Here is a 12,166-nt window from a genome sequence, read left to right on the forward strand (position 1 = left end):
TGCGGAATTGGCGATAATCCTGCCCTCGGAACAACCAGACGCAGGCCATGATCCGCATCGGCATAGACCTCGGCGGCACCAAGATCGAACTCGTCGCGCTTGCCGACGATGGCCAGGTCCTGTGGCGGCAACGCATCCCCACCCCGCAGGGCGACTATGCGGCGACCCTGCACGCCATCGCCGACCTGGTACGCCAGGCCGAAAACGCAACGGGCGCCACAGCCACGGTGGGTATCGGCACCCCCGGCTCGCCCTCGCGCCCTAGCGGCCTGATCCGCAACGCCAACTCGACCTGCCTCAATGGCCGCCCGCTGCAGGACGACCTGCAGGCCCTGCTCGGGCGCGAGATCCGCCTCGCCAACGACGCCAACTGCCTGGCGATGTCGGAAGCGACCGACGGTGCGGGGGCCGGCGCCGGTACGGTGTTCGCCGCCATCCTGGGCACCGGCGTAGGGGGCGGCATCGTGGTCGATGGTCGCCTGCTCGTCGGCGCCAACGCCGTCGCGGGTGAGTGGGGGCATAACCCGCTGCCGCTGCCCACGGCCACCGACCTGCCCCTGCCAGACTGTTACTGCGGTCGCCACGGCTGCATCGAAGCCTACCTGTCGGGCCCCGGCATGGCGGCGGACCACCTGCGCCACCACGGCCAGACATTGGAAGCGGCCGCCATCGCCCGCAACGCCCAGGCGGGAGACGAGGCCTGCACGGCGACGCTGGCGCGCTTCGAGGCGCGCCTGGCGCGCGCGCTGGCCGGGGTGATCAACCTGCTCGACCCGGACGTGATCGTGCTCGGCGGCGGCCTGTCCGGCATCGCACGCCTGTACGACAACGTCCCGCGGCTATGGATACCGCACGTGTTCTCGGACCACATTGCCACCCGCCTGCTGCCGGCCCGCCACGGCGATGCCTCCGGCGTGCGCGGCGCAGCCTGGTTATGGCCGGCCGCGCGTCGGGTCTGATCGGGCTGCGCCTGCAACTCATGTGGCAGGGAAGCCGGCAAGCAGCGCATCGATATCGACGGCATCGATCTGCGCCTCGGTCATGAAGCGGCGTGCATAAACAAGATGGCTTCCGGAGCGCAGGAAGAGCGCGAACAGGCCAGGATCGACATGGCCCTCCCGCGCCATGCGCGCCATGATGGCAAGCGCTTCGGACAGGGTCTTGCCCGCCTTGTAGGGCCGGTCACGCGCGGTCAGAGCCTCGAAGATGTCGGCGACCGCGATCATGCGCGCCGGCAGGCTCATCTGCGTACCATCCAGGCCCTTGGGGTAACCGCTCCCGTCCATCTTCTCGTGGTGCGAGGCCGCCACTTCGGGCACCTCTACCAGATGCCGCGGCCAGGGTAGCTGGCGCAGCATGATCTCGGTACGGATGATGTGGGCGTTGATCAGGTAGCGCTCCTCGTCGGTGAGCGTGCCGTAGCACACGCCGAGGTTGTGCAGCTCACCGAGGTCGAGCTGCCAGTGCGGCGCTTGCATGCGGAACCCCCAGGGGTTGCCTTCCTCGAAGCGATCCTCGGGGCGACGCGGGACGCGGTGCTCAGCGCGATCGGCGAGCACCGGTTCGGCGCATGGCAAGGCGACCTCGCCCTCGGCAAGCTTGCGCGCCAGCTCTTCGCCCGACACGCCAAGACGGTCATCGAGCGTTCTCGTCCAGGTGCGCCCGGCGATGCGATGCAGGCGCGCGACGTCGGCCTCGGCCATCGCCTCGACACCCTGGTTGCAGCGCGCGACGAAGGCAAACTCCTCGTCGAGCACGGCGAGTTCCGCATCGCAACGGCGTCGCCGCTCGGCGGCCTCGGCGCCGGCAAGAATGTCCTGCAGGCAGCGCAGCTCCGCCTCGCGCTTGAGCACCTCGAAGCGCATGCGCACCTCGTGGATGCGGTCATAGAGTGCGTGCAGCTTGGTCGCCTTCTCGACCACATACTCGGGCGTGGTGATCTTGCCGCAATCGTGCAGCCAGGCGGCGATACGCAAGGTTTCCCAGCCACCTTCATCGAGGCTGAAACCAGCGTAGGGGCCGCTGCGCGCATCGCAGGCGGCCTGGGCAAGGAGACGCGCCAGCTCGGGCACCCGCGCACAGTGGCCGCCCGTGTGCTGGCTCTTGGCGTCAATGGCTCCCGCGACCATCCGCACCAGCGCCTCGAACAGCGCCTTCTGGGCGGCGATCAGCGCCCTCGCCTCCAGCGTCACTGCAGCCAGCCCAGACAGCGCACCGATGAAGGCGAGTCGGTCATCGTCGGCGGGTGCATCGAGCAGCAGCAGCATCGCCCCCACCAGTTCATCCTGGCGGTTGAGCAAGGGCACCGCTATTGCGTGCGATACCCCGAGCGCCGTGGCCTGCGCCTGCAGGCCGAGCGCCTCCAGGTCGTGCGTGGTGAGTGCGGCAGCGCGCGGCGCGCTGGCAGCGAGCGCCGCCGTCATCAACGGGCCGACGCTGCCGAGCGCACGTGCCGCAACCATCGACCGCCCTTGCGCACGTGCCTGCCCAGGCTGCCCGGCCTCGGCGTCCGTCGCCGCCCACGGCGCGGTCTCCGGCAGGGGGCGGCCTTCGCCATCGAGGGTCACGGCCGGCGCGAGGTGCCCGTCCGCAGCGAGATAGAGTACGCCGCCCTGCGCGCGCGTTGCCGACAAGGTCTCACCGAGCAGGCGTGGCAGCAAGCTGTCGAAATCGGGCTCGCCCGCCACCACCGTGTTCAGTTCCAGGAAGCGACGAATGGTGAGCCGCATCCCGTCCATGGTGTCGCCCAGTACCGCCACCTCGCGGATACGCGACCGCGGCACCCCGACCTGGCCGAAGTTGAAGCGGCGGATGGCTTCGGCCTCGGTTGCCAGGACACGCAGCGGACGGGCTATCTGCCGTGCCAGGGCCCAGGTCAGCGGTACCGCAATCAACAGCACGAGCGCAGTCACCATCAGCGCGGCGTCGCGTTGCCGATGCGCGAGCGCCATCAGCTCGCGCTCGGGAATGGCGGTGACGATAAGCTGCGCGGCGCTCTCATCCAGCTGCAGCACGGCTGCACTGAGCAGCCAGTTCTCGCCGTCCGCGGCAAAGCTGCGCACCAGATGCCCTTCGGGTGCGGCCAGGGCGGCAGCAACGAGCTTGTCCTGGCCCGCGAAAGCCGGGTGCGCGAGGTCTCCAAGAGTGGGCAGGCCGGGCGCATCGTCCGGGCCCGGCCGTGTGACCATGAGGCTGGTATCGTCCTGAGCCATGACACGCCCGTGCTCATCGACCAGCGCCAGACGCGTGCCGGGCGTGACCCGCTGCCGCATCAGGTCCTCACCCAGGGTGTGCAGCCGGATGTCGGCGCCAACCACCACGTCCTGGCCCACCACCCTGCGGGCAAGTGTTACACCCACCTCACGATCCGAGAAGAACAGATAGGGCGGCGTGACCGACAACTGGCCGGCCTGCGGCGCATGCCTGAACCAGTCGCGGTAGCGAGGATCGAAGTCGCGCGGGTACGTGGGCCGCTCCGATTCGGCAAGCAATGCGAGCCCCTTGTCAAAGTAGAGGTAACGCCCGCGCATGACGCCGCCGTCGCGGTCAATGCTCTGCACCAGGAAGGCCGCATCGGCTGGCGCAGCGAAACGCGCGCGCTCGGCATCGCTCGCCAGGCGGCGAACAAAGAAGAACTGCCCATCACCGTAGCCGACATACACCGAAGACAGCGCCGTCGAGCCCGTCAGCACCGCACGCATCGCCGGCAAGCGACGCAGGCGCTCGTCCAGCGTCCCGGCCTCGGCAAGCTCATCCTCCTGCAGCAGACGCAGCGCCATGTCCGCGGGCCGCAGCAGCAGATGCAGATTGCCACGAACCTCACGGTTGATGCGTAGCGAAAGGTCCTGCGCGACGGATGCCATCATGTCGCGCGCCAGATGCTGGCCGATCACGGCCAACAGCCCCCCCACCAGCAGGACGAGTCCGAGCGCAAGGGCAAGGACATGAGTGTGCAGCGGAAAAGTTCGTCCCATGTGCATGAACCGCTCCTTTTGCAGGCATCGTCGCCCCACTGCGACCCACGGGGCAGCTTGGGCGCACCGAGGCGCAGTAGACATCGCCGCTCATGATGAAGCAATACACCCCACGATGGGGAGCCATGACGACAATTGAACACTGGGGCCCGGGCACGACCGAAGCCACCGCAAGCCCGCTGCCGCGGTCGCGGTCAGACCTCGAGCGGGTCGACGTCGATCTGCCAGCGCAGTTCGCGCGCCGTACGCTGGCGGTAGAGCATCTCGATCCAGCTCAGCAGAAAAGCCTGCAACAGGCCGCGCTGGTCGGCCTCGATCAGTAGCTGCGCGCGCTCGCGGCGGGCCAGCCGCGTCATGCGCATCGGGACCGGGTCGTACAGGCGCAATCCCTCGGGCGCAAGCGCCTCGGCCAGGCGCCGCGCATGGCGCAGGAACTCCACGGCATCGTCGAGCGCGGGCGCGTCGGCGCGCAGCATGGCCTGGTGGGTAAACGGCGGAAAGCCTGCACTGCGCCGCTCCTGAAGTGCCATGCGGGCAAAGGCGTCGAAATCATGGCGGCCAAGGTGCTGGTAGAGCGGGTGTCCCGGGTACTCGGTCTGGATGAGCACCGTTCCGGGCAGAGTGCCGCGGCCGGCGCGCCCGCCCACCTGCATGAGCTGCTGGAACAGGCGCTCCGGGGCGCGGAAATCGGCCGCATGCAGCGACGCGTCGGCGCCGATCACACCGACCAGGGTCAGGCGTGGAAAGTCGTGCCCCTTGGCCATCATCTGGGTGCCGACGAGGATGTCGGCCTCGCCCGCGGCAATGGTATCGAGCAGCTTTTCCCACTGCGCGCGCGTGCGTGCGGCATCACGGTCGACGCGCAGCACGCGCGCCTGAGGAAAGCGTTCGGCGAGGCGCGCCTCGATGCGCTGCGTGCCGCGACCGAAAGGCTGGATGTCCTGGTTGCCGCAGCTCGGACAGGCGTGCGGGATCGATCCGTCGCAGCCACAGTGGTGGCAGCGCAGGCGGCGATCGGCAAGATGGACCACAAGGTTGGCCGAGCAGTGCGGACAGCGGCTCACCCAGCCGCAAGACGGGCACGACAGCACCGGGGCATAACCACGGCGATTGAGGAACACCAGGCTTTGCTCGCCACGCTCCAGGCGTTGGCCGATCGCAGCCTGCAGGCCCGGGCTGAGGCCTTCGTCGAGCTTCAGGCGCCGCGTGTCGATGCAGTGTACGGCCGGCAAGGTCGCCGCTACCGCGCGCTGGCTCAGGGTCTGCAACGCATAGCGCTCGCTGCGCGCGTGGTACCAGGTCTCGAGCGAGGGCGTGGCCGACCCCAGCACGATCGGCACGCCGCGCTGGCGCGCGCGCCACACGGCGACGTCGCGCGCCGAATAGCGCACCCCCTCCTGCTGCTTGTAGGACGCATCGTGCTCCTCGTCGACCAGGATCAGGCCCAGCCGCGGCAGCGGTGCGAACACGGCCAGGCGGGTACCTAGGACGATGTCGGCGCGGCCGGTGAGCGCCTGAACGAATCCGCGCGAGCGCGCGCCGTCGGCAAGCGCGGAGTGCAGGCTGACGACGTTGGCGGCGGCAAAGCGCTGCGCGACGCGCTGCTCCAGCTGCGGCGTCAGCGCGATCTCGGGTACCAGCATCAACACCTGCTGACCTTGTGCCAGCGCATGCGCGGCCAGCCTAAGGTACACCTCGGTCTTGCCACTGCCGGTGACGCCATGCAGCAGCCAGGGCCTAAAGCCTGCCCCACCGCCGACGATGGCCTCGATCGCGCGCGCCTGTTCGGCAGTGAGTTCAGGTTGCGCGCCGCTGGCAAGCGCGGCAACACGGCCCTCATCCTGTATTGCAGTCAGCCAGCCACGTCGCAGCACATCGCCCACCGCCTCGCCGCCAGCCATGGCACGGATCACGCTGCGCCGCCATGGCCCAGGTTCGGCAGCGAGCGCCTGCAGCAGCATGAGCGCCTTGCTCGGCCGCCGGGCGTCGGCAAGCGCACGCCGGCCGGCCTCGCCGATCTCGAGCAGGGGGTCCTCGTCGGCGTCGCTCACACCGTCGGCGCGACGCAGGCCAGGCGGCAAGGCCAGTGCAACCACCTCGCCCAGGGGCGCGTGATAGTAGCGTGCAACGAAATCGACCAACGCCAACCAGTCTGCCGGCAGTGCCGGCACCTCGCGCTGGATGTGGTGTACGGTCTTGATGCGTGCTGGTTCGACATCGGCCGTGTTGCCGAGGGCGACGATCAAACCGTTGCGATCGCCGCGCCCGAAGGGCACCTTCACGCACCGCCCGACGTCCGCTTCAGTGGCATCTGCCGCAGCGTAATCAAAGACTTGCGGCAGCGGAACGGGCAAGGCAACGCGGACAATGGTCATGGGATGATGGATGACCTTGTAAAAAGGCTTTTGTGTCAGGTGCTTGCAGCACCTTGATGAGACCGGATGGAGAAAACGAAGGTCAAGTCTCTGGGCCAGAATGGCCCTTTTGGCTTGTCCACAAAAGCTGTGGATAAGTTTGTGGGGAACCTGGGTGAATCAGCCCCAAACCTGCGCCACATAAGGCTTTTCGTCACAATGCCTTAACATTGCGCGATTATTTACTCGTTAATTTTCAATAACTTATTGAATGCACCCACAAGCAGCTGGTTAAGCACCCGCCAATGAGGCCGGAACCGCTGGATGTGCATAAGTCAAGCACTTTGCGCGCAATATTGTGCTTGACAGGCGGCGACCTGGACGACCCAAGTCGCCGCCCATGACGGCTTTCAGCCGCGTGCGCGCAGTTCGCGGCTGTAGGCATGCACGGTGTCGACCAGCACGCTGACGCTCTCGGGCGGGGTGTATTGCGAAATGCCATGCCCGAGGTTGAAGACATGGCCAGGGTGGTTGCCGTAGGCATCGAGGATGCGCCGGGTTTCCGCAGCTACGGCGTCGGCGGGCGCGAACAGCACGTTCGGGTCGAGGTTGCCCTGGAGCGCGACCTTGTCGCCGACCATGCGGCGGGCACGGCCGATGTCCATGGTCCAGTCGAGACCCACCGCGTCGCTGCCGATGGCAGCGATCGATTCCAGCCACAGGCCGCCGCCCTTGGTGAACACGATGCTGGGCACACGCTGGCCGTCACGCTCACGGATGAGTCCGGAGACGACCTGCTCCAGGTAACGCAGCGAGAACTCCTTGTACGCGGCTTCGGACAGCACCCCGCCCCAGGAATCGAACACCATCACCGCCTGTGCGCCCGCCTCGATCTGGGCGTTGAGATACTTGACCACCGCCTGCGCGGTCACCTCCAGGATGTGGTGCATCAGGTCGGGGCGGCTGTAGGCCATGCTCTTGACCTTGCGGTAGTCGTCGGACGAGCCGCCTTCGACCATGTAGCAGGCCAGCGTCCACGGACTGCCGGAAAAGCCGATCAGCGGCACGCTACCGTCGAGCGCGCGGCGGATCTCGCTCACCGCATCCATCACGTACTGCAGCTCGGCGTGGGGATCGGGCGCGGTCAGGTTGCGGATCTCCCACTCGTCCTTGAGCGGACGCTCGAAGCGCGGACCCTCGCCTTCGGCGAAGTACAGGCCCAGACCCATCGCATCGGGTACGGTGAGGATGTCGGAGAACAGGATGGCGGCGTCGAGGTCGTAGCGCGCCAGCGGCTGCAGGGTGACCTCGCACGCCATCGCCGGACTCTTGCACAGGTTCAGGAAGTTGCCTGCGCGGCGGCGGGTTTCGCAGTACTCGGGCAGATAGCGGCCAGCCTGGCGCATGAGCCAGACGGGCGTGTATTCGGTGGGTTGGCGCAGCAGGGCGCGCAGGAAGGTGTCGTTCTTCAGGTGGCTCACGGCGAGTCCTTTGAGGCTGGCAATCTGGCTGAAGGGGGCTGAAGGCGTGATTATCGCCTTTCCCGCGCCGCTCGGGGCTTGTCGAGCGTCAATCCAGGTGCAGCCGGGGCGCTCCTGGCGCAGGCTCAGCGCCGCCAGAAGGTGGGCGTGAGCACGACGAGGAAGGTGAAGATCTCCAGGCGGCCGAGGATCATGGTGAACGACAGCACCCACTTGTGGATGTCCTCGAGCCCCTGGTAATTGGACGCCGGGCCCACCAGGCCGAGGCCGGGGCCGGTGTTGTTGAGGCAGGCCACCACCGCGGAGAAGGCGGTGATGAGTTCGAGACCGGTCGCCGACAGGATCAGCGTCAGGCTGACGATCGACACCATGTACATGAAGCTGAAACCGAGCACCGCGTGCAGGATGGTCTCGGGTACGGGCTTGGTACCGAGGCGGACCGGACGCACCGCCTGCGGATGCAGCGAGCGCACGATCTCACGGAACACCTGCTTGTAGAGGATCATCGCGCGCATCATCTTGATGCCGCCGCCGGTCGAGCCCGAGCAGGCGATGAAGCTGCCCAGGAACAGGATCCAGATCTGGGCGAACATCGGCCACAGCGTGTAGTCATAGGTCGCCAGGCCGAGCGAGGTGGAAATCGACACGACGTGGAAGGCGACATAGCGTAGCGCGGTGGCTGCATCGTCGTGCGCACCATGCTGCATCAGGTACACGGTGAGGAGCACGATGCTGCCGGCGAGCACGGCGAAGTAGAAGGGAATCTCGGGGTCGCGCAGATAGGGCTTGTAGGTCCGCCGCACCAGGGCCAGGTAGTGGGTGGCGTAGTTGAGACCGGCAAGGAGAGCGAAGACGATGGTGACGAGTTCGACGTTGAGGTTGGCGAAGTGGCCGATCGAGGCGTCCTTGCTCGAGAACCCGCCCAGGCCTGCAATCGAAAAAGCATGGATCACCGCGTCCCAGCCCTCCAGCCCCGCCCACCACAGCGCGAAGCCGCAGGCGACGGTGAGCAGCACGTAGGTGATCCACAGGCCCTTCGCGGTCTCGGCGATGCGCGGCGTCAGGCTGGCGTCCTTCATCGGCGTGGGCACTTCGGCCTTGTAGAGCTGGCGGCCACCGATGCCGAGCAGCGGCAGAATGGCCACCACCAGCACGATGACGCCCATGCCGCCGATCCAGTGCATGAAGGTACGCCACAGGTTGATCGAGATGGGTAGATCGTCGATGCCGCTGAGCACGGTCGCGCCGGTTGCGGTGAGCCCGGACACGGCTTCGAAGTAACCGTCGGTGAAGCGCAGTTCGGGGATGTAGGCAACCAGCGGCAGGGCACCGAACACCGGCAGCACCACCCAGCTCGCGGCTACGAGCAGGAAGCCGTCATGCACGCGCAGGTCGCGGCGCCGCGAGCGCGTGGCAGCCCACAGCAGCAGGCCCGAGACGAAGGTGACGAAGATGCCCTGGTCGTAGGCCAGGGTGGCGCCATCCTCCAGCACCGCGGACACGGTGAGCGGAAAGCCCATGAGCAGGCCGAAGATCATGATGATCAGGCCGAGCGCATTGAGCGCGGGGTGGTAAGCGCGCATTCAGGCGGTTCCCTGGGTCACAGGAAGGTGAAGCTGACCTGGAACAGCTTCTCGACCTTGCGCACGAGGTTCTTGCTGGTACAGAAGACAATGACGTGGTCATCCTCTTCGATCACCGTGTCGTGGTGCGGCATGATGACCTCGCTGCGCAGGATGCGCCCTTCGTCGTTCTTCACCTCACGCACGAGCGCGCCGATGGTCGCCCCCTTGGGAAGGGAGACTTCCTCGATCATGCGGCCGACGACCTTGGAATCCTTGCGGTTGCCGTGGGCGATGATCTCGAGCGCCTCGGCGGCACCGCGGCGCAGGCTATGCACGGCCACGACATCGCCCCGGCGCACATGCGCCAGCAAGGTACCGATCGAGGTGTGAGCCGGCGAGATGGCGATGTCGATCGGCCCGCCCTGCACGAGGTCGACATAGCTCTTGCGGTTGATCAGCGCCAGTGTGCGGCGCGCGCCCATGCGCTTGGCGAGCGAGGCCGACATGATGTTGTCTTCCTCGTCGTTGGTCAGCGCGACGAACAGGTCGGTCTCGTCGATGCCCTCGTTCTCGAGCAGCTTCTCGTCAGTCGAATCGCCGCGCAGCACCAGGGCGTGGGACAGGTGCGAGGCCAGCATCTCTGCACGTACCCGGTTCAGCTCGAGGATCTTGACGTGGTAGTTCTCCTCGATGGACTGCGCCAGACGGAAACCGATGTTGCCGCCGCCAGCGATCATGATGCGCCGCATCGGCCGGTCCGAACGCCGCAGTTCGCCCATGACCTTGCGGATGTGCACGGTCGCTGCCAGGCAGAAGACCTCGTCACCGGGCAGGATCACGGTATCGCCCTTGGGGATGATGGGCTCGCCATTACGGTAGATGGCGGCGATACGCACCTCGACGTTGGGCAGGTGAAAACGCAGCGCCTTGAGCGGATGCCCCACCAGCGGTCCGCCCTCGAAGGCGCGCACGCAGATCAGGCTCACCACCCCGTTGGCGAACTCGAGCACCTGCAGCGCTTCCGGAAAAGCGATGAGGCGCTTGATGTAGTCAGTGACCACCTGCTCGGGGCAGATCGAGAAGTCGACCGCGAAATTGTGGTCCTCGAGCAGTTCGGGATGGTCGACGTAGTCGGTCGAGCGCAGGCGTGCGATGCGGGTGGGCAGGTTGTACAGCGTCTTGGCGATACGGCAGGCGCACAGGTTGGTCTGGTCGGACTGGGTCACCGCGATCAACAGGTCGGCGTCGTCCGCCCCGGCCTCGCGCAGCACGCGCGGCGATGCCGCGTTGCCGCACACGGTACGGACTTCGAGCCGTTCGCGCAGCGCAGCCAGGTACTCCTCGCTGGTGTCGACGAGCGTGATGTCGTTCGCTTCCGACACCAGGTTTTCGGCGACCGACGCACCGACCTGGCCGGCGCCGAGAATGATGATCTTCACGCTGACTTCCGCATACGAATGTAGGCTGTGGATTCTACGCCGCCCGCGGCGCAGGGTCCAAGATTTTGTTGCACCGCAGCAATCATAGCGATAACGGCTACTCAGCCCTCTTCGTGGCGCCGCCCAGCCTGCAACCCGAGCTGCTTCAACTTGCGGTAGAGGTGCGTGCGCTCGAGCCCGGTCTTTTCGGCAAGCCGCGTCATGTTGCCCCCCTCGAGGCGCAGGTGGTGCTCGAAGTAGAGACGCTCGAATGCTTCGCGCGCCTCGCGCAAGGGCTGGTCGAGCGGTACCCCGCAGCCACCGGTGGAGAGATCGGGCGGAAGCAGGCGGCGGACCTCGCCCGCGCCGATCTCCTCCTCCAGCGTACCGAGCGCGAGCGACTTCACTGCGGCGCGCAACTCGGCATATCCCCCTGGCCAGGGCAGATTGCGCAGCTGGTTCAGGGCTGCCGTGGACAAGCGCCGCAAGGGCACATCGCCGCCCTCGATCAGGTGCAGCAGAAGCTGGCTGGCCAGCTCCGGCAGGTCGTCGCGTACCTCGGCCAGCGAGGGCGGGGCCAGGCTGACCTCGAACAAGCGGCTCAGCAAGCCCTCCTCCCAACCTTCGGCGACCAGCCCTTCCAGATTGCGCTCGGTGGCGACCACGAGGCGCAAGTCATAGCGCTCGAGGCGGTCGAGGGCAAAGGCAAGGTTCTTCTGCTGCGCACGCGACAGACGGGCAAGCTCGGACACGAACAGGACGCCGCCCTGGGTAGCCTGCAGCTGGCTCAGGTCGAGCGGCGCGCTGACAGCGCCCAGGTCCAGCCAGGGGGCATTGCCCGGCTGCACGCTGCGGGCAACGAGTTCGGCAAGGCTGCCGCTGCCGACGCGCAGCAACAGCACGCGCGAACTACCGGATATCTGCTCGACCCGGCGCTTGAGCTCGCGCAGCGGCACCGAGCGCGTAAACGCCGACAGGGTCAAGGGAGCGGGCGCCCCCGGGGCTTGCGGCCGTTGCAGCCCACGCTTGACCGCAGCAAGCAGCTTCTGCAGTGCGATCGGCTTTTCGAGATAGTCGATCGCACCGATACGTGTCGCCTCGACTGCCGTATCGATCGTGCCATGGCCGGACATCATCACCACCGGCATGTTGAGCTGGCCGTTGGCCGCCCACTCCTTGAGCAGGGTGATGCCATCGGTGTCCGGCATCCAGATGTCCAGCAGCACCATGTCGGGCCGCAACGCATTGCGCGCCGCACGCGCAGCGGCGGCATTCTCGGCGAGCAGGATGTCGTGGCCTTCGTCGCGCAGGATTTCGGAGAGCAGTTCGCGGATTCCGATTTCGTCGTCAACGATGAGTATCTTTGCCATTGTC

7 protein-coding genes are annotated in these 12,166 nt (G+C 66.9%); 1 reads left to right on the plus strand and 6 read right to left on the minus strand.

Annotation, left to right across the window (positions count from 1 at the left end):
* The first annotated feature begins 47 nt into the window (after positions 1–47).
* Complete coding sequence (locus C662_RS06045; protein WP_002926148.1) at positions 48–959, plus strand: ROK family protein; 912 nt, start codon at positions 48–50, stop codon at positions 957–959.
* Positions 960–977: 18 nt separating this feature from the next.
* Here the strand turns inward: C662_RS06045 and C662_RS06050 are convergent, their stop codons facing one another.
* From C662_RS06050 to C662_RS06075, 6 genes are all read right to left on the minus strand, one after another.
* Positions 978–3,980 carry an HD domain-containing phosphohydrolase gene (locus C662_RS06050; RefSeq protein ID WP_002926150.1) on the minus strand — a complete coding sequence of 1,001 codons (3,003 nt, stop codon included), beginning with the start codon at positions 3,978–3,980 and terminating at the stop codon, positions 978–980.
* 188 nt (positions 3,981–4,168) lie between these two features.
* The gene (locus C662_RS06055; protein ID WP_002926152.1) at positions 4,169–6,349 is read right to left on the minus strand and encodes a primosomal protein N'; all 2,181 of its coding nucleotides are present in this window, start codon (positions 6,347–6,349) and stop codon (positions 4,169–4,171) included.
* Positions 6,350–6,738: 389 nt separating this feature from the next.
* Positions 6,739–7,809, minus strand: coding sequence for a uroporphyrinogen decarboxylase (hemE, locus tag C662_RS06060; protein ID WP_002926155.1), 1,071 nt, complete (start codon positions 7,807–7,809; stop codon positions 6,739–6,741).
* A 125-nt stretch (positions 7,810–7,934) separates the two neighbouring features.
* Positions 7,935–9,392, minus strand: a complete 1,458-nt coding sequence (locus tag C662_RS06065) for a TrkH family potassium uptake protein (RefSeq protein WP_002926156.1) — start codon at positions 9,390–9,392, stop codon at positions 7,935–7,937.
* Positions 9,393–9,409: 17 nt separating this feature from the next.
* Positions 9,410–10,813, minus strand: coding sequence for a Trk system potassium transporter TrkA (trkA, locus tag C662_RS06070; RefSeq protein WP_002926157.1), 1,404 nt, complete (start codon positions 10,811–10,813; stop codon positions 9,410–9,412).
* A 101-nt stretch (positions 10,814–10,914) separates the two neighbouring features.
* Positions 10,915–12,162, minus strand: coding sequence for a sigma-54-dependent transcriptional regulator (locus C662_RS06075; protein WP_002926158.1), 1,248 nt, complete (start codon positions 12,160–12,162; stop codon positions 10,915–10,917).
* Positions 12,163–12,166 lie beyond the last annotated feature (4 nt).

The sequence above is a fragment of the Thauera sp. 28 genome (assembly GCF_000310145.2).
Classification (GTDB): domain Bacteria; phylum Pseudomonadota; class Gammaproteobacteria; order Burkholderiales; family Rhodocyclaceae; genus Thauera; species Thauera mechernichensis.

Bases quoted from the DNA above. Each gene is read 5' to 3' on its own strand.
- C662_RS06050 (WP_002926150.1), bottom strand. From the start codon at position 3,980: ATGCACATGGGACGAACTTTTCCGCTGCACACTCATGTCCTTGCCCTT.
- C662_RS06045 (WP_002926148.1), top strand. From the start codon at position 48: ATGATCCGCATCGGCATAGACCTCGGCGGCACCAAGATCGAACTCGTC.
- C662_RS06055 (WP_002926152.1), bottom strand. From the start codon at position 6,349: ATGACCATTGTCCGCGTTGCCTTGCCCGTTCCGCTGCCGCAAGTCTTT.
- C662_RS06075 (WP_002926158.1), bottom strand. From the start codon at position 12,162: ATGGCAAAGATACTCATCGTTGACGACGAAATCGGAATCCGCGAACTG.
- C662_RS06065 (WP_002926156.1), bottom strand. From the start codon at position 9,392: ATGCGCGCTTACCACCCCGCGCTCAATGCGCTCGGCCTGATCATCATG.